Source organism: Sandarakinorhabdus oryzae, assembly GCF_009733735.1.
In the GTDB taxonomy this organism is placed as follows: Bacteria; Pseudomonadota; Alphaproteobacteria; order Sphingomonadales; family Sphingomonadaceae; genus Sandarakinorhabdus; species Sandarakinorhabdus oryzae.
In genome coordinates this window covers 1-16,676 of the sequence record NZ_WNJP01000057.1, presented here as the reverse complement: position 1 = coordinate 16,676, position 16,676 = coordinate 1, and the positions used below count along the sequence as shown (strand labels likewise).

Annotated in this window: 17 protein-coding genes; 8 read left to right on the top strand and 9 right to left on the bottom strand. The window is 66.4% G+C overall.

Annotated features, from left to right (window positions below):
- A partial coding sequence (locus GJ693_RS07670) for a penicillin-binding transpeptidase domain-containing protein (RefSeq protein ID WP_268893152.1) occupies window positions 1–1,183 on the top strand: 1,183 nt, incomplete at its 5' end.
- Window positions 1,184–1,189: 6 nt separating this feature from the next.
- On the opposite strand, the gene pgl is transcribed toward GJ693_RS07670, so the two are convergent.
- Window positions 1,190–1,891, bottom strand: a complete 702-nt coding sequence (pgl, locus tag GJ693_RS07665; RefSeq protein WP_156255733.1) for a 6-phosphogluconolactonase — start codon at window positions 1,889–1,891, stop codon at window positions 1,190–1,192.
- A gap of 3 nt (window positions 1,892–1,894) precedes the next feature.
- Entirely contained in the window at window positions 1,895–2,662 is a 768-nt protein-coding gene (locus GJ693_RS07660; protein ID WP_235902725.1) for an SDR family NAD(P)-dependent oxidoreductase, read from the bottom strand.
- Window positions 2,663–2,752: 90 nt separating this feature from the next.
- Here GJ693_RS07660 and GJ693_RS07655 point away from each other — a divergent pair, with 90 nt between their 5' ends.
- A complete protein-coding gene (locus GJ693_RS07655) occupies window positions 2,753–3,184 on the top strand; it encodes a YybH family protein (protein WP_197042041.1) in 432 nt (143 codons plus the stop codon).
- A gap of 13 nt (window positions 3,185–3,197) precedes the next feature.
- On the opposite strand, the gene dnaJ is transcribed toward GJ693_RS07655, so the two are convergent.
- Together dnaJ and dnaK are read right to left on the bottom strand one after the other, a co-directional pair.
- The gene (dnaJ, locus tag GJ693_RS07650; RefSeq protein WP_156255730.1) at window positions 3,198–4,343 is read right to left on the bottom strand and encodes a molecular chaperone DnaJ; all 1,146 of its coding nucleotides are present in this window, start codon (window positions 4,341–4,343) and stop codon (window positions 3,198–3,200) included.
- A gap of 68 nt (window positions 4,344–4,411) precedes the next feature.
- Window positions 4,412–6,328 carry a molecular chaperone DnaK gene (gene dnaK / locus GJ693_RS07645; protein ID WP_156255729.1) on the bottom strand — a complete coding sequence of 639 codons (1,917 nt, stop codon included), beginning with the start codon at window positions 6,326–6,328 and terminating at the stop codon, window positions 4,412–4,414.
- A 179-nt stretch (window positions 6,329–6,507) separates the two neighbouring features.
- On the opposite strand from dnaK, the gene GJ693_RS07640 reads away from it, so the two are divergent.
- The gene (locus tag GJ693_RS07640) at window positions 6,508–6,978 is read left to right on the top strand and encodes a vgr related protein (protein WP_156255728.1); all 471 of its coding nucleotides are present in this window, start codon (window positions 6,508–6,510) and stop codon (window positions 6,976–6,978) included.
- Between the two features lie 3 nt (window positions 6,979–6,981).
- Here the strand turns inward: GJ693_RS07640 and GJ693_RS07635 are convergent, their stop codons facing one another.
- Genes GJ693_RS07635 through GJ693_RS07625 form a run of 3 tightly spaced genes read right to left on the bottom strand, consistent with a single transcriptional unit; the run spans window position 6,982 to window position 9,297 of the window.
- Complete coding sequence (locus GJ693_RS07635; protein WP_156255727.1) at window positions 6,982–7,989, bottom strand: NADP-dependent oxidoreductase; 1,008 nt, start codon at window positions 7,987–7,989, stop codon at window positions 6,982–6,984.
- Window positions 7,990–8,008: 19 nt separating this feature from the next.
- Window positions 8,009–8,398: a nuclear transport factor 2 family protein gene (locus tag GJ693_RS07630; protein ID WP_156255726.1), complete on the bottom strand. Its 390-nt coding sequence runs from the start codon at window positions 8,396–8,398 to the stop codon at window positions 8,009–8,011.
- Complete coding sequence (locus tag GJ693_RS07625; protein ID WP_235902723.1) at window positions 8,395–9,297, bottom strand: alpha/beta fold hydrolase; 903 nt, start codon at window positions 9,295–9,297, stop codon at window positions 8,395–8,397. The genes GJ693_RS07630 and GJ693_RS07625 overlap by 4 nt, the downstream gene beginning before the upstream one ends.
- 70 nt (window positions 9,298–9,367) lie before the next feature.
- Between GJ693_RS07625 and GJ693_RS07620 the strand changes: the two genes are divergently transcribed.
- Both GJ693_RS07620 and GJ693_RS07615 read left to right on the top strand, forming a co-directional pair.
- Window positions 9,368–10,057 (top strand): TetR/AcrR family transcriptional regulator, encoded by a 690-nt coding sequence (locus GJ693_RS07620; RefSeq protein WP_156255725.1) that lies wholly within the window; start codon window positions 9,368–9,370, stop codon window positions 10,055–10,057.
- A 29-nt stretch (window positions 10,058–10,086) separates the two neighbouring features.
- Complete coding sequence (locus GJ693_RS07615; RefSeq protein ID WP_156255724.1) at window positions 10,087–11,466, top strand: protein adenylyltransferase SelO family protein; 1,380 nt, start codon at window positions 10,087–10,089, stop codon at window positions 11,464–11,466.
- Here the strand turns inward: GJ693_RS07615 and GJ693_RS07610 are convergent.
- Window positions 11,463–11,840, bottom strand: coding sequence for a histidine triad nucleotide-binding protein (locus GJ693_RS07610; RefSeq protein ID WP_156255723.1), 378 nt, complete (start codon window positions 11,838–11,840; stop codon window positions 11,463–11,465). The genes GJ693_RS07615 and GJ693_RS07610 overlap by 4 nt on opposite strands.
- A gap of 113 nt (window positions 11,841–11,953) precedes the next feature.
- Here GJ693_RS07610 and GJ693_RS07605 point away from each other — a divergent pair, with 113 nt between their 5' ends.
- From GJ693_RS07605 to GJ693_RS07595, 3 genes are all read left to right on the top strand, one after another.
- Entirely contained in the window at window positions 11,954–13,903 is a 1,950-nt protein-coding gene (locus tag GJ693_RS07605; protein WP_197042040.1) for an energy transducer TonB, read from the top strand.
- A gap of 138 nt (window positions 13,904–14,041) precedes the next feature.
- The gene (gene rho / locus GJ693_RS07600) at window positions 14,042–15,298 is read left to right on the top strand and encodes a transcription termination factor Rho (protein WP_156255721.1); all 1,257 of its coding nucleotides are present in this window, start codon (window positions 14,042–14,044) and stop codon (window positions 15,296–15,298) included.
- Window positions 15,299–15,569: 271 nt separating this feature from the next.
- A complete protein-coding gene (locus GJ693_RS07595; protein WP_156255720.1) occupies window positions 15,570–16,163 on the top strand; it encodes a hypothetical protein in 594 nt (197 codons plus the stop codon).
- Between the two features lie 5 nt (window positions 16,164–16,168).
- On the opposite strand, the gene GJ693_RS07590 is transcribed toward GJ693_RS07595, so the two are convergent.
- Window positions 16,169–16,676 (bottom strand): TlpA family protein disulfide reductase (locus tag GJ693_RS07590; protein ID WP_156255719.1); only part of this gene is annotated, 508 nt, incomplete at its 5' end.

Genomic DNA, 16,676 nt, shown 5'->3' with positions numbered 1-16,676 from the left:
CAATGACACCGGGCACGTTCTCGCCTGGGTGGGCAGCGCCGGCGCCGCCAGCCGGGCCGCGGCCGTGGATGGCGTCACCGCGCCGCGCCAGGCCGGATCGACGCTGAAGCCGCAGCTTTATGCGCTGGCGCTGGAGCGGCGCCTGCTCACTGCGGCCTCGCTGCTGGACGATTCACCGGTCGATCTCGAAACCGCCACCGGGCTTTATGTTCCGCAGAATTATGATCGCCGTTTTCACGGGCCGGTGTCGGTGCGCACCGCGCTGGGCAACAGCATGAACGTGCCGGCCGTGCGCGCCTTGCTGCTGACCGGCGTCGAGCCGTTCCGTCAGCGCCTCTATGATGTCGGCTATCGCGGCATCGATCGGCCGGGGGATTATTACGGCTTCAGCCTGGCGCTCGGTTCGGCGGAGGTCACGCTGCTGGAACAGGCCGCTGCTTTCCGCACGCTGGCGCTGGGCGGGCGCGGCGGGGCGCTGACGCTTGATCCGGCGGCGCGGCCAGCGACCGCGCAGGTGATCGGCCCGCAGGCTGCGGCCATCGTGCGCGATCTGCTGGCGGACAATGCCGCACGCAGCGCCACATTTGGCGAGGAGTCGGGCCTGACCCTGCCCTTCCCCGCCGCGGTGAAGACCGGCACGTCCAAGGCCATGCGCGACAATTGGTGCGTCGGCTTCTCGCGGCGGTTCACCGTGGCGGTGTGGGTGGGCAATTTCGAAGGCGATGCGATGATCGGCGTGTCGGGCACCAGCGGCGCGGCGCCGGCCTGGGCGGCGATCATGCTGGGGCTGCATGACGGCGCGCCGCCGACCGGCTGGGACTTGCCCAGCGGCATCGAGCGCCGCCGCGTCGCTTTCCAGCCCGCTGTCGAACCCCCACGCGATGAATATTTCCTGCCCGGCACGTGGCAGCCGGTGTTTGCGCTGGCCATGCCCACCGAACAGGCACCGCGCCTGGTCGCGCCCAGCGATGGCAGCCTGATCGCGCTTGATCCGGATATCCCGCCGGCGCGGCAATATCTGGTGATCCGCAGCCATGGCGTGCGGCCGGGTCTGTTCATCGCCGTGGACAGCCGCCGTCTGCCCGGCCTGCCGGCGCGCTGGGCGCCGGTGCCGGGGCGGCACGAGATCAGCCTGACCGACGGACGGACGGTCTATGACCGGGTGCGGGTGACGGTGCGGTAACCCGGATCAGGGGCACCAGTGGATGTCGATGTCCATGTCCAGCTCGGCCAGCAGGCGGCCGATCGGCAGCGGGCTTGATGCGCCCTGCTTCAGCGCCTGTTCCACCACCTTGCGCTTGGCCTTGCCCTGCAGCACCAGCGTTACGGTGCGGGCCGAAACCAGCGTCGGCCCGGTCAGCGTCACGCGCGGCACCGGCGCGTTGGCGGGCAGCGGATCGGGGCGCACGCCAATCGCGCGGCGCGCCTTGGGGCCGGCAATGGCAGCATCGAAATCCGGGCCGGGGAAGATTGAGGCGGTGTGGCCATCCTCGCCCACACCCAGCCAGGCCACATCCAGCGGCCAGTCGAGATCGGCAATACGCTCATCGGCAGCGCGGCCGGCGGCGACAGGGTCCTTCTCGCCGGCGGTCAGCGGCAGCACACGGGCTTTCTTGGGCAGGAACAGCCGCGCCAGCGCGCCGGCGTTGGACATCGGATCGGTGACCGGCACCAGCCGGTCATCGGTGGGCAAGATGGTGACGTCCGCCCATTCGATCTTCATGTCGGCCAGCAGTTTCAGCGCCGGCAGCGGGGTGGAGCCGCCGGGAAAGGCGACCAGCGCGCGGCCGCGGGCTTCCAGCGCCTGCCCGATGATATAGGCGATGTCGCCGGCCACGGCCTCGGCCATCTCGTCGGCGTCGTCATAGTCCCACCACTCGGCATCGATCACAGGTCATTCTCCAACCGGGACGGTATAGTTGAGGCCGAGGCGGCCGCCGTCCGCATAGATGGTCTCGCCGGTAATGTAACTGGCGTCGTCGCTCAACAGGAAGGCGGCGATGGCGGCGATTTCTTCCGGCTCGCCGGCCCGGCCCATGGGCGTGCGCGACAGGATCTGGCGGCGCGCCTCGTCGCTGGCCATCACCGCCTGCTTGGCCAATTCGGTGAGGATGGTGCCCGGACCGATGCCGACCACGCGGATATTGTGCGGCGCCAGCGCGATGGCGGTGTTGCGGGTGAGCTGGTTCAGCCCGCCCTTGGCGACGTTGTAGGCCAGCAGCGCCGGGATGGTGAGCACGGCATTCACGCTCGACATGTTGATGATCACCCCGCCGCCGGCCGCGATCAGGTGCGGCGCGGCCAGTTGCGTGGCGTGGAAGGCGGCGGAGAGATTGGTGGCGATCACCCGATCGAACTGCTCGGGCGTTTCGGTCAAGATGTCGCCCTTGGGCGCGATGCCGGCGTTGTTGATCAAGCCATCAAGTCCGCCCCAGCGCTCCACCGTGGCGGTGATGGCGGCGGCGATCTGGTCGCGTTGGCAAACGTCGCAATGGATGAAGGCAGCGGCCTCGCCCAGTTCGGCAGCGCGCTCGGCCCCTTCCGGCAGCACATCGGCCAGCATCACCCGCGCGCCTTCGGCGACCAGCCGCTGGGCGATGGCGAAGCCGAGGCCACGGGCGGCGCCGGTGACGAGAATGCGGCGGTTGTGAAGGCGCATCATGGCGGCGGTGTAGCGGAGGCCGTGCGCGGGTGCCACCCCTTGCGGAGCTGCGGGGCGACCCATAGGCTCGGAACTGGTCGCGCTGGTAGGATGCTGGCGCGCGACGGGGACATTGCCATGGCCTATCCCAGTTTCGACGCCGCCGTTGCGGCAAGCCATGCCGCCCTCGTGGCCATGGCGAATGCCGATCCAGAGCCCTCGCTCGCGCTCTGGTCACGCAGCGCGGAGGCGGTGCTGGCCAATCCGCTTGGACCATCGAAGCGCGGCTTTGCCATGATCGAACCGGAGGTGCGGCGGGTCGCGGCGATGTTTGCCGGCGCGGCCGGTCCGCTCGACTTCGAGGAAATCTCTCGTATCGTCACACCCGATCTTGGCTGCCTGACCGGCGTCGAGCGGATGCAGGCCCGCCATGTCGGCCGCGACGGTATTGTTCAGAGCGGCTTGCGCGTGACGACGCTCTTCAAGCGCGAGGACGACGGCTGGCGGCTGGTGCTGCGCCATGCCGACCGCGTGGTGGCCTGAGGCGCGCCGCCCCTTATTCGGTCAATTCGCTCCACACGCCCTTCAGCTTGTCGAAGAAGCCTTGGCTCTTGGGCGTGTTGCGGCCGCCTTCGCTAGCCTCGATGGCGCGGAACTCTTCCAGCAATTCGCGCTGACGGGCGGTGAGCTTGACCGGCGTTTCCACCTCGACCTGGATGACCAGATCGCCAAAGCCGCCGCCGTTCAGCGCCGGCATGCCCTTGCCGCGCACGCGGAACTGCTTGGCGGTCTGGGTGCCGGCGGGGATCTTGATCGTCGTCTGCTGCTTGTCCAGGCTGGGCACATCGATCTCGCCGCCCAGCGCCGCCAGCGTGATCGACAGCGGCGCCACCGCGAACAGCGTGGTGCCGTCGCGCTTGAACACGTCGTGCGATTTCAGGTGGACGAAGATGTAGAGATCGCCTGCCGGGCCGCCGCGGGTGCCGGCTTCGCCTTCGCCGGCGACGCGGATGCGGGTGCCGTCGTCGACGCCCTTGGGAATGTTGACGTTGAGCGTCTTCTGCTTGTCCACCCGGCCGGCGCCGCCGCAGCTGTCGCACGGATCGGCGATCACCTGGCCCTGGCCTTGGCAGGCGGGGCAGGTGCGTTCGACCATGAACAGGCCCTGGCGCATGCCAACACGGCCATTGCCGCCACAGGTGGTGCAGGTGCGGGCCGAGGTGCCGGGCTTGGCGCCGCTGCCACCGCAGGGCTCGCAGGCGGCAGCAACATCGATGGTGAGCGAGGCCTGGCGGCCGCTGTAAGCCTCCTCCAGGGTCATCTCGAGGTCATAGCGCAGGTCGGAGCCGCGGGAGGGGCCACCGCGCCGGCCGCCACGGCCGCCGCCCATGAATTCGCCGAACACGCTTTCGAAGATATCGGCAAAACCGCTGAACTCCTGGCCGCCGAAACCGCCACCACCGCCACCGCCCTGCCGGAAGGCAGCGTGGCCGAAGCGGTCATAGGCGGCCCGCTTCTGCGGATCCTTCAGCACGTCATAGGCTTCGCTGATCGCCTTGAACTTCTGTTCGGCCGTGGCGTCGCCGGGGTTCTTGTCCGGGTGCCATTTCATCGCCAGCCGGCGATAGGCGGATTTCAGCGTCGCCTCGTCAGCGCCGCGCTCCACCTCCAGCAGTTCATAAAAATCGATCTCGGTGGCCATGCTTCAGTCGCCCCCAAACACATGCAGAAGTGCGCCTGCCTCGCGGCAAGCGCACTCCGGCGACTGACTTACTTCTTGGCGTCGTCCCCGGCGCCGTCGACATCGGTGAACTCGGCGTCCACCACGTCATCCGGGCCGGCCGGGTTGGCTTCGCTGGTGCCAGCCTCCGCCTTGGCCTGCTCGGCCTGATACACGGCCTCGCCCAGCTTCATGGCCACCTGGCCCAGCGCCTGAACCTTGGCATTGATGGCATCGGCGTCGCCCGAATCCAGCACGGCCTTCACGTCGGTGATGGCCGCTTCGATATTGGCCTTCACGTCGGCGGCGAGCTTGTCACCATGTTCGGCCAGCTGGCGCTCGGTGTTGTGCACCAGGCTGTCGGCCTGGTTGCGGGCTTCGGCCGCCGCGCGCCGCTTCTTGTCTTCCTCGGCAAAGGCCTCGGCATCGCGCACCATCTTGTCGATGTCTTCCTTGGAAAGACCGCCCGAAGGCTGGATGCGGATCTGCTGTTCCTTGCCGGTGCCCTTGTCCTTGGCGTTGACCGAGACGAGGCCATTGGCGTCGATGTCGAAGGTCACTTCGATCTGCGGCACGCCGCGCGGCGCCGGCGGGATGCCGACCAGATCGAACTGGCCGAGCAGCTTGTTGTCCGCCGCCATCTCGCGCTCGCCCTGGAAGACGCGGATGGTCACCGCCGACTGGTTGTCGTCAGCCGTCGAATAGACCTGGCTCTTCTTGGTCGGGATCGTCGTGTTGCGATCGATCATGCGGGTGAACACACCGCCCAGCGTTTCGATGCCGAGCGACAGCGGGGTCACGTCGAGCAGCAGCACGTCCTTCACGTCGCCCTGCAGCACGCCGGCCTGGATGGCGGCGCCCATGGCGACCACTTCATCGGGGTTGACGCTGGTGTTGGGCTCCTTGCCGAACAATTCCTTCACGAACTGGCGGACCCGCGGCATGCGGGTCATGCCGCCGACCAGGATGACTTCATCGAGATCGCCCGGCTTCACGCCGGCTTCCTTGATGGCATCCAGGCACGGCTTGCGGGTGCGCTCGATCAGATCGAGCACCAGCTTTTCCAGATCGGCGCGGGTGATATTCTTCACCAGGTGCTTCGGCCCGTTCTGATCGGCGGTGATGAAGGGCAGGTTGACTTCGGTCGCGGCCGAGGACGACAGCTCGATCTTGGCCTTTTCCGCGGCTTCCTTCAGGCGCTGCAGGGCCAGCTTGTCCTTGGTCAGGTCGATGCCTTCGGCCTTCTTGAAATCGGCCGAGAGGAATTCCACCAGCTTGGCGTCAAAGTCTTCACCGCCCAGGAAGGTGTCGCCCGAAGTGGACTTCACTTCGAACACGCCATCGCCCAGTTCGAGGATGGAGATGTCGAAGGTGCCGCCGCCAAGGTCATAGACGGCGACGGTCTTGGCGTCGGTCTTCTTGTCGAGGCCATAGGCCAGCGCGGCGGCGGTCGGCTCGTTGATGATGCGCAGCACTTCGAGCCCGGCGATCTTGCCGGCGTCCTTGGTGGCCTGGCGCTGGGCGTCGTTGAAATAGGCCGGCACGGTGATGACGGCCTGGGTGACGGTTTCGCCGAGATAGGCCTCGGCGGTTTCCTTCATCTTCTGGAGGATGAAGGCAGAGATCTGCGAGGGGCTGTAATCCTGGCCGCCGGCATTGACCCAGGCATCGCCATTGGAACCGCGGGCGATGGTGTAGGGCACCAGGCCGGCATCCTTGGTGGTCAACGGATCATCGAAACGGCGGCCGATCAGGCGCTTGACGGCAAAGATGGTGTTGGACGGGTTGGTGACCGCCTGGCGCTTGGCCGGCTGGCCAACAAGGCGCTCGCCATCCTTGGTGAACGCCACCTGCGACGGCGTCGTGCGCGCGCCTTCGGCGTTTTCAATCACCTTCGGCGCAGAGCCTTCCATCACGGCAACACAGCTGTTGGTGGTGCCCAAGTCGATCCCGATAACCTTCGCCATCCTGGCCATTCCCTTGTTCTGTGGACCCGGCCCGAAGCGCCCCATCAAGGCAGCGCGGCACTGGCCGTTCCCGGTTTGCGTCTCGTGGCCGGTGCCCCGACCATTGCATGTTGCAAGGGCGATATAGGGAACGATTCCGGGGCTGCAAGACGGGGCAACCGTGATTAACTGCACGGGTGATGCCGAATCCCGATCCTGCGACCATCCGCCCGCTCACCCAAGGGGAAATCGCGCTGGCCCACAGCGTGTTCGGCGACGCGCTGGATGTGGCCGCCGTGACCGTGCGCCGCGCCAAATATTGGGCGCTGCACCCGTGGTGGGTGACGATGGCGCCCGATGGCCATGTCTGGTGCCATCCCAATGGCTTCAACTGGTCCGACGACTTCGGCGCCGCGCCGACAGGGCTGCAGGCGCATTTCGTCCACGAACTCGTGCATGTCTGGCAGGTGCAGACCGGCGGCCACCTGGCGCTCAGGCGGCCACCGTTTGCGCGCTATCGCTATGAACTCACGCCCGGCAAGGCGTTCCACCGCTATGGCATTGAGCAGCAGGCCTGCATCGTGGAAGATGCGTTTCGGGCGCGGGCGCGCGGTGATGCCGCCGCCCTCGCGCCGCTGGCCGCCGTGCTACCGTTCGCCGGCTGGCGCTGACGCTCAGGGCGGGCTCACCTCGATCAGCAGCTTGCCGAAGTTGCCGCCGGTGTAGAGCTCCTTGACCGCGCTCACCGCATTCTCGAGGCCGGGGCGGATGTCCTGCCGGGTCTTGAGCTGGCCACTCAGCATCCAGCCGGCCAGCGCCTGGCCGCTTTCGCCGAAGCGCGGCGCGAAATCGGTGACGATGAAGCCGCGGATGAGGAGCCGCCGCATCAGGATCATCGTCCAGAAGCCCGGCGGCTCGGTGGGGGTGACGTCGTTGTAGCTCGAGATCATCCCGCACAGCGCGATGCGGCCGAACAGGTTCATGCGCTTCATCACCTCGACCATGATGCTGCCGCCGACCTGTTCGAAATTGATGTCGATGCCATTCGGGCACAGCCGGTCGAGCGCGGCGCCGACATCCTCGTGCTTGTAATCGATGCAGGCATCGAAGCCGAGTTCATTGACCACATAATCGCACTTGGCCTTGCCGCCAGCGATGCCGACCACGCGGCAGCCCTTGATCTTGCCGATCTGGCCAACAATCTGCCCGACCCCGCCGGCCGCGGCGCCGACGACCAGGGTTTCGCCCGGCTTGGGCTGGCCGATATCGAGCAGGCCGAAATAGGCCGTGGGGCCGACCAGCGCGAGGCTGCCATAGCTGGCGGCGAGCGGGATGCCCGGCAGCTGCGGCAGCGGCGACATGAAGCTGCCATCGGAAATCATGTGATCGGCCCATTCGCCGAGACCGGCCATGATCTGGCCCGCTTCGACTCCGGGCTTGCGGCTGGCGATCACCCGCCCGCACACGCCGGCGCGCATCGGGGCGCCGATCGGGACCGGCGGCATATATTGCTCCATGTCGCTCATCCAGATGCGGTTGGTGGGATCCAGCGACATGTAGATGACGCCGAGCAGGAACTGGCCCTCCGCCAGCTCGGGCAGGGTTTCGGTGACGAGTTCCAGATCGCTGTCGGCAATATCCCCCACCGGGCGGCGGGCCAGTTTCCACACCTTGCGTTGCATCAGTGCCTCCCCAGTTTCATTATTGCTTCTTCATGGCGGCCTCGGCAGCCGCGGCCTGTGCAAGATCGATGCCTTGCGCTTCATAGAATTGCAGCCTGTCGAAATAGCCGCGCTGGTGCACGATCTGTCCCGCAGCAACCCGGAAGAAGCCGCAGCCCCGCAGCCCCGTCGGATCAGTCCATTCCAGCACCGCCCAGTCGCCGTCTTCCAGAACCTGTACGACCTGGCAGACCATCTTGGCCCGGCCAAACTCCATGTCGAACATGGCGCGGATCGCTGCGCGGCCCTGCAGCGGGCCGTATGCCATCTGGTGATTCACCGCATCAGGCGCGTAGAGCGCTGCCAGCGCATCAAGATCGGCACGATTGAAAGCGGCCACCCAGGCCAGGACAACATCACGCGGGCTCATTTCAAACGCTCCAGAAACTTGAACATGGCGGCCGCCGCCACCGGTTCGGCCAGCGTTGGCGCATGGCCGACCCCTGGTACAGTCACCGCCGTCATGGCGGGCAGGCGGCGCTGCATCTGGGCCTGGGTTGCAGCCGAGAACACATCAGACAATTCGGCGCGCAGGCTCAGCACCGGCAGGCCAATGAGGCTGTCGAAGGCGGCCCAATCATCGGCGCCGGCGTCGCCGTGCGGCAGGCGGAACGGTTCGGCGATGCGTGGATCATAATCGAAGATGATGCGGCCCTGCGGCCCCACCCGGCACAGCCGCTTGGCAAAGGCCAGCCAGTCGTGCAGCCCCCAATCGGGGTGGATGGCGGCGTTGCGCAGGCCGAGATCGCGCGCGGCGTGCACCCAGGTCGCCCAGTTGCCGCCGCGCCCGACATTGGCCTGCAGCCGTTTGAGGCCCGCCGGCTCGATGGCTGGGCCGATGTCGTTCAGCACCACGCCGGCCATCTGCGCCCGGTGCGCTGTCGTCAGCCGCAACGCCAGCAGCCCGCCGAGCGAGGAGCCGATGACCACGAACCGGCTGATGCCGGCGGCCTCCAGCACCAGCGACAGGTCGCGCAGATAGGTGAGCGCCACGTAGGTGAGCGAATCGCGGGCCCAACCGGATTCGCCGCGGCCCCTGAGATCGGGCGCCACGATGCGCCATTCATTGCCCAGTGATTCGGCAAGATGGGCAAAATCCGTCCCGTTGCGGGTCAGGCCAGCCAAGCAGAGCAGCGCCGGGCGCTCCGCCGGCACGCGCGGATCATGATGATCGCGCCAGCACAGCCGCACGCTATCGCCTGTGAAGACATAGTTTTTCTGCCAGCCGGACACTGGTGCGGGGGCGGGGTTCTGGACCGGCTGGACCATGGTTTTGACTCTGACTCAAGACTGGCGTTATAGAAAGCCATTACCGAGGGGGTAAGGAAGAACAACGACCGTGGCAACGCGCGCACTCGATTCCCGCATCATGTCCGGCACCCAGGCCCGCAGCCGTGCTGTGCCGCGCGCCACCGACATGCGCGCCCGCCGTTATGATCCGGCCGAAACCAAGGCCCGCGTGCTGGCCGCAGCCCACATGCTGTTTTCGCGCAATGGCTTTGCCAGCACCGGCACCGCCGACATTGCCCGCGAAGCCGACGTGTCGGAAGGCTCGATCTTCTATCATTTCGGCTCCAAGAAGGCCCTGCTCGAGGAGCTGGGCCGGCGCCATGGCGAAGCGATGATCGCTGCCATGGAAGAAGGCTATGCCCTCGAAGACCTGGAGCCCGGCATCACCGTGCCGCGAGTGCTGCGCTTCGTGCGCGACAACATGATCTGGGAAGGCATGGAAGGCGACTGCAACGAATGCGGCCCGAAATCCAAGATGGCCAGCACGCCGGATGCCGAGCCCTTTTATCACGCTGCCAAGGAAGTGACGACCGACTGGATCAAGCGCCACATGCAGGCCGCGCTGGCCAAGCAGGGCATCACCGGGGTCGAGATCGACATTGCCGCCAGCTTCACCCACCATGTCGTGGGTGACGCCATCGATCGCTGGCTGTGCGCCGCCACCCCGGAAGAGGCGGACCGGGTCGAGCGCGAAACCGTCCGCTATGTGCGGGCCGCCAGCGGATACCGGCTGGATTGACGCCCCACCCTCGGCCATAGGCTGTTGCCATGGCCGCTTTCATTCCCGAAACCCGTATCCTTGAACTGGGGCCCGAATTTTTCGACCCCGTCGAGGCGGCGGCCTTTCCGCAGACCATGCTGCGCTTCCGCAATGACCGCGCCGCCGCCACAGTGGGTCTCGACACGCTGAGCGATGCCGACTGGGTGCAGCATTTCGGCCGCTTCACGCCGCTGCCCGGCAGCCTGACCCAGCCGCTGGCGCTGCGCTATCACGGCCACCAGTTCCGCACCTACAATCCCGACCTGGGTGACGGCCGCGGTTTCCTGTTTGCGCAATGTCGCGACGATCAGGGCCGGCTGATGGACCTTGGCACCAAGGGCAGCGGCACCACACCCTGGAGCCGTTTCGGCGATGGCCGGCTGACGCTGAAAGGCGCGGTGCGCGAAATCCTGGCGACCGAAATGCTGGAGGCGCTGGGCGTGGCGACGTCGCGCACGTTCAGCGTGATCGAAACCGGCGAGAATCTGACCCGCAACGACGAACCCTCGCCGACCCGCTCTGCCGCGCTGGTGCGCCTCAACCACAGCCATGTCCGCTATGGCAGTTTCCAGCGCCAGGCCTTCCATCAGAGCCGCGAGGGGCTGACGAAACTGGTCGATTATTGCCTGGCCAACCTAGCGCCAGACGCCAGCGGCCCCACCCCGGTGGCGGCGCTGGTCGATCACGCCGTCAAGGGCGCCGCGCGCATGGCGGCGCAGTTCATGGCGGCGGGCTTCGTCCACGGCGTCCTCAACACCGACAATATCAACATCACCAGCGAGAGTTTCGATTACGGCCCCTGGCGCTTTGCCCCGGCCTGGGATGCCGGCTTCACTGCGGCCTATTTCGATCATTACGGCCTCTATGCCTTTGGCCGGCAGGCCGAGGCGCTGCAGTGGAACCTGTTCCAGTTGGGCAGCGCGCTGCGGTTGATTGCGGAGACCGACGAGCTGAAGGGCCCGCTCGAAACCTATCCGCTGCGCTACCGCGCCGCGCTGTCCGCCGCGATGCTGGGCAGATTGGGCGTCAAGCGGCTGGGGCCGAGCGAGGACGAGGTGCTGGTGGAGGCGATCCAGAAGGCGCTGGTGGCGACCCAGATGGACCCCGACCGTTTCTTCTTCGATTGGCGCGGCGGCGTGCGGCGCGGGCCTTCGCAGGCCGATCCGCACTACAGCCACGACGCCTTCACTGATTTCCTGACACTGATCCCCGATTTCGCGGTTGGTCCGCCGTCACACCCCTATTGGGCCGACGAGGCGCCCTGCACCATGCTGATCGACGAGGTGGAGGCGCTGTGGGCGCCGATTGCCGAACGCGATGACTGGGCGCCGCTGCACGCGAAGATCGCCGCCATCCGCCGCATGGGCGAAGCACACGCGCAGGGCTAGCGCGCCAGCATCGGCCCCAGCGCGCGCCCGCCAAAGATGTGCACATGCAGGTGCGGCACCTCCTGGTGCGCGTTCACCCCGGCATTGGCGAGCAGGCGATAACCGGGTTCTTCCAGCCCAAGCAGCTTCGCCGTCTCGCCGACAGCCCGCACAAAGCCGGCAATCTCCGCCTCACTTGCCTTGGCGGAAAAATCCGCCCAGCTGCGATACGGCCCCTTGGGGATCACCAGCACATGGGTGGGCGCCTGCGGGTTGATGTCGTGAAAGGCCAGTGCGTGCGGCGTTTCATGCACCTGTTTGCACGGGATCTCGCCGCGCAGGATGCGGGCGAAGATATTGTTGTCGTCATAGGCCCCCAGCGCGTCGACCGGCATGTCCTGCCCTCCCTGCTCCTGCTCGTGCCTGTCTAATCGTGCGGCAGCGATGCGGCAACATGGGGCTGATCAGGGGCATTGCCGGGCGCACTGGCCTCGTCCAGATTGCCGCAATGCTTCAACGCCTTGCCCTCCTCCTCGCCCTGATTCTCAGCGCAGCGCCGGCCGTGGCAACCACGGTGCAGGAGGATTTCAACACCGCGCAGGCCCATCTGGACGCCCTGCGCCTGGCTGACGCGCGCAACGGCTTCACCGCCTTGCTGAACCGCATCGGCCTGCAATCGCGCAGTCGCTCAGCGATGATCGTGCGCGCGCGCCTGGCCGAAACCATGGTGGGGCAGGGCGATGCGGAGGAGGCGGTGCCGCTTCTGGAAACCGCGCTGACCGGCTTTGCCGCTGGTGTTGCCGCTGATGCCGACGAACGCGCCGGCGCGCTGAGCCACCTCGCCCATGCCGAAGAGGAAATGGGCAAGCTGCGTGCCGCCTATCGCCACTGGCAGGCTGTCATCGATGAAAAGCTGCTGCCCGAAACCAGTGTGGGCATGTTGCAGGCACGGCTGGGCGCCGCCCGCACCGGGCAATGGACGCAGCCTGAACAGGCGCTTGCCGCAGTGGACCGCCTGCTTGCCCTGCCCGACAGCGGCTGGGGCGACACGCCCAAAGCCGCCAAGACCGGGCAGGTGCTGGCCTTGCGGCTTAAGGCCCAGATCGCCATGCGGCAGGGCAAGCTGGAAGCGGCCAAGGTGGCACTGGCGCAGGCCGGCAAGCTGGCTGGCGGCACCGAAACCCAGCGGGTTGATCTGGGCGATGTGCAATTGCGCGGCGATCTCGCCCTGTTGGCCTGGTTGCGCGGCAGCGAAACCGAGTTGATGCAGTACACCGCGTTGAGCGGCGCCACCATGCTGGACGATGGCACGCGCGCCGGTGGGCGCGGCAACGAACTTCCCTCCTGTGCGCCACAAGGCAATCTTGCCCCCGATGCGATGGCCGTGGTGGAATTCAGCGTGCGCGACGATGGCCGCGTGCTCAACGTGCGGCCAATCTATGCCAACCCCGGCAGCGGCGCCGCTGACAGCCATCCGGAGGAGGAATTTGCCGCCGCCGTGCACAATTGGAGCTGGCCAGCCGATCAGGCGACAGCCGTCAATCCGCTTTGGCGCGCCGCCATCCGGGTGGAATTGCGCTGCCTTTCCACGCAACCCGATGTGATCTGGGCCTCGCTGCAACGCGATCTGCTGGCCTGGTACCAGGCGCGCGGCCTGGCCTGGCCCGAAGCCACCGGCACCGATGCCGAACGCCGCATCCAGCTGCTGGCGCAACTGGCGGCGGTGGACGCCCGCAACGGCCCGCAATCGCTGGCGGCGCTGCCCATCCTGGTGGCGCTGGTGACCAACAGCGCGGTTGGCCCCAGCGAAACCGCCCCGATGGCCGAGCGGCTGGCGGCGCTGGCCACGGCCCAGGATGCACCCACCATGGTGCTGTTCCTGGCCTGGCAGGCCGGGAAGACAAGGGACGCCACGGCTCCGGCGATCACCCGGGCCGATCAGCGCGGTGAAGCAAGATTTGCCGATTATCTGCGGCTGGAGCAATTGGAACAGCGCAAAACGCCCAACGCCGAAGCGGTGCTTCAGGCCATCATTGCCCGCCATCCCGCATCTGATCCGCTGCACACCCGCGCCCTGATCCAGCTTTCCGATCTGGCCTTCGCGCGCGGGGCCGAGGCCGACGCCGCCGCGCTGCTGGCCCGGACTGGCCTGTCACCCCAGCAATGCGCGCTGGTGGATGTGAAGCCGCAGGGCAAGAACGCGCTGTTTTCAGACGCCGATTTTCCCACGGCGGCGCGGATATGGTCGCTGTCGGGCCTGATGCGCATCGCGCATGACATCAAACCCAGCGGTGAGGCCAGCAATGTGCGTGTGGTGATGGCCCGCCCGCCCTTCATTTTCAGCGCGGCAGCGGTCAAGCGGGTGACCGCCTGGCGCTTCCAGCCGGTGCTGCGCGGTGATGCCAGCGTTGGCTGTGTCAACCGCAATTTCCCGACACGTTTCCGCATGATCAATTGAGCCGGCCCGGCTTGACGATCGCGGTGGCGGCGATTACGTCCGCAAAGGCTCGCACCCGTCCTGGTGTGCGGCAGGCTTCACCACTTCATCGCCGCGCCCTGGGCCATGCGCTCCCCGCCGCGAAGCCGAAAGACCAACATGCATCTCCAAGAACTCAAGAAGACTCCGCCCGCCGAACTGGTGGCGATGGCCGAGGAAATGGGCGTCGAGAACGCCTCCACCCTGCGCAAGCAGGACATCATCTTCGGCATCCTGAAGGCCGCTGCCGAAGCCGGCACCGAAGTGATGGGCGCCGGCACCATCGAGGTGATGCCCGATGGCTTCGGTTTCATGCGCTCGGCCGATGCCAGCTATCTCGCCGGCCCCGACGATATCTACGTGAACCCGCAGATCGTGCGCCGTTACGGCCTGCGCACGGGTGACACGGTGGAAGGCGAGATCAGCTCGCCGAAGAACGGCGAGCGCTATTTCGGCCTCAACAAGGTGACGGCGATCAATTTCGACGATCCCGAGGCCGTGCGCCACCGGGTCAATTTCGACAACCTCACCCCGCTCTATCCGGATGAAAAGCTCAACCTTGAGCTTGGCGACCCGACGTCGAAGGACAAGACCGGCCGGGTGATCGACATCGTCGCCCCCTTGGGCAAGGGCCAGCGCTGCCTGATCGTCGCCCCGCCGCGCGTCGGCAAGACGATCATGATGCAGAACATCGCCAAGGCGATCAGCGCCAACCATCCGGAATGCTTCCTGATGGTGCTGCTGATCGACGAGCGCCCCGAAGAAGTCACCGACATGAGCCGCACGGTGAAGGGCGAGGTCATCTCCTCCACCTTCGACGAGCCGGCCACCCGCCACGTGCAGGTGGCGGAAATGGTGATCGAGAAGGCCAAGCGCCTGGTTGAGCACAAGCGCGACGTCATCATCCTGCTCGACAACATCACCCGCCTGGGCCGCGCCTACAACACGGTCGTGCCATCGAGCGGCAAGGTGCTGACCGGCGGTGTCGACGCCAACGCCCTGCAGCGCCCCAAGCGCTTTTTCGGTGCCGCGCGCAACATCGAGGAAGGCGGCAGCCTGACCATCATCTCCACCGCGCTGATCGACACCGGCAGCCGCATGGATGAAGTGATCTTCGAAGAGTTCAAGGGCACCGGCAACGCCGAAATCGTGCTGGACCGCAAGATCGCCGACAAGCGCGTCTTCCCGGCGATCGACATCGGCAAGAGCGGCACCCGCAAGGAAGAGCTGCTGGTGGACAAGGAGACGCTGTCCAAGATGTGGGTGCTGCGCCGCATCCTGATGCAGATGGGCTCGACCGATGCGATCGAGTTCCTGATGGACAAGATGAAGGATTCGGTGACAAACGCGGATTTCTTCAATGCTATGAATAAGTAGTGAGTGGGCGCGTGGTTAGTGCGTAGCACTAAACACCGACTCCACGAACGGTCGGCCAGCGACCAAAAAAGGGCGGCCCCAACAGGCCGCCCTTTCTTTGTGTCGTCTGACGGCGTGGCTCCGCCACGCTCTTTCTTCCAACTTGCTTCGGCACCCTAAACGGACTCGGCGGCTCCGCCGCCGGCCGCGCCAGCCACCGCATCACCCCCCCCTTTACACACCCCCCACCAGCGCGCGACAAACCCCCAGCAAACTAAGCGGGGGACTCATCATGGCCGTCTATCTTGCCGAAGACCAGGTTGGTTCCGATCCCAATCTGATCGGTTTTCCCACGTTAGGCGGTTGCATGGGGATCGTCATCGTCACCGACACGATGATGTATGGCTTTCACAATCCGCCGGGCCACAATGCCCGGGTGCCGGCGTTTGCCGCACTTTACAACGGCCAGCCGGCGCGGCGGATGCTGTCATGCTGCCGCTGGGACAAGCGCTATGACGGCGCGCAAAACATCGGCACCACGAAGTTCCAGCAATGGGTCAATGAAATCAAGGAACTGGCCGGGCTGATGAAATATTCCGGCCCGGTGTCGGGCATCAACCTGTCGGCCACGCTCACCACCATCGACGCGCGCGACAGCGCCTATTGCGAATATGGCCTTTCCTCATCGGGCGGCATCACGGTGCGCTATTCGCTCACCTCCAACACCGCGGCGACCGACCGGATCGACATGGGCACCAGCGTGCGTCGGGTGGGCAGCGACATGTCGAGCAGCGTGCCTTACAAGGGCAAGGTGATCGACAGCATCACCTCCAGCGCCTTCGGCACGTCGGACAGCAAGACCGGCGTCTATGAATTCACCGTCTGATCGCGTCAGCCGGTGATCGCCTTCCTGACCTCCGCCGAGCCCCAATCCAGCGTCCCCGCAACCCGCCAGATCTCCTTGCCCTCTTCATCATAGAGGATGGTCATCGGCAGGCCCTTGGCCTTGATCGCCTCGGCATAGCTGCCCGGCTGGTCGAGCCCGGTCTCGATATTCTGGAACTTGCCCTTGGCCCAGAAGCCATCGACGGCCTTCCAGCCTTCCATGTCCTGCGAAATCGGCAGCACCATCACCGGCACTTCGCCGGCCAATTTGTCGAGCGCCGGCATTTCGGCGATGCACGGCGCGCACCAGGTCGCCCACAGGTTGACCAGCATCTTCATGCCCTTGTGATCGGCCAGGTGCTGCTTGGTGCCGCCCTTCATTTCCCAGCTCACCGCCGCCGGGCCGGGTTCGCCGGCGTGGCTGCGATCGATGGCGTTGATCGGCGCCGGGGCGGCCTTGGTGGCGGCCTTGGCCGGTGCGTCCGGGCTGGCCGGTGCGTCCGGGCTGGCCGGG

Bases quoted from the DNA above. Each gene is read 5' to 3' on its own strand.
- GJ693_RS07660 (WP_235902725.1), bottom strand. From the start codon at position 2,662: ATGATGCGCCTTCACAACCGCCGCATTCTCGTCACCGGCGCCGCCCGT.
- GJ693_RS07655 (WP_197042041.1), top strand. From the start codon at position 2,753: ATGCTGGCGCGCGACGGGGACATTGCCATGGCCTATCCCAGTTTCGAC.
- dnaJ (WP_156255730.1), bottom strand. From the start codon at position 4,343: ATGGCCACCGAGATCGATTTTTATGAACTGCTGGAGGTGGAGCGCGGC.
- dnaK (WP_156255729.1), bottom strand. From the start codon at position 6,328: ATGGCGAAGGTTATCGGGATCGACTTGGGCACCACCAACAGCTGTGTT.
- GJ693_RS07640 (WP_156255728.1), top strand. From the start codon at position 6,508: ATGCCGAATCCCGATCCTGCGACCATCCGCCCGCTCACCCAAGGGGAA.
- GJ693_RS07635 (WP_156255727.1), bottom strand. From the start codon at position 7,989: ATGCAACGCAAGGTGTGGAAACTGGCCCGCCGCCCGGTGGGGGATATT.
- GJ693_RS07630 (WP_156255726.1), bottom strand. From the start codon at position 8,398: ATGAGCCCGCGTGATGTTGTCCTGGCCTGGGTGGCCGCTTTCAATCGT.
- GJ693_RS07625 (WP_235902723.1), bottom strand. From the start codon at position 9,297: ATGGTCCAGCCGGTCCAGAACCCCGCCCCCGCACCAGTGTCCGGCTGG.
- GJ693_RS07615 (WP_156255724.1), top strand. From the start codon at position 10,087: ATGGCCGCTTTCATTCCCGAAACCCGTATCCTTGAACTGGGGCCCGAA.
- GJ693_RS07610 (WP_156255723.1), bottom strand. From the start codon at position 11,840: ATGCCGGTCGACGCGCTGGGGGCCTATGACGACAACAATATCTTCGCC.
- GJ693_RS07605 (WP_197042040.1), top strand. From the start codon at position 11,954: ATGCTTCAACGCCTTGCCCTCCTCCTCGCCCTGATTCTCAGCGCAGCG.
- rho (WP_156255721.1), top strand. From the start codon at position 14,042: ATGCATCTCCAAGAACTCAAGAAGACTCCGCCCGCCGAACTGGTGGCG.
- GJ693_RS07595 (WP_156255720.1), top strand. From the start codon at position 15,570: ATGGCCGTCTATCTTGCCGAAGACCAGGTTGGTTCCGATCCCAATCTG.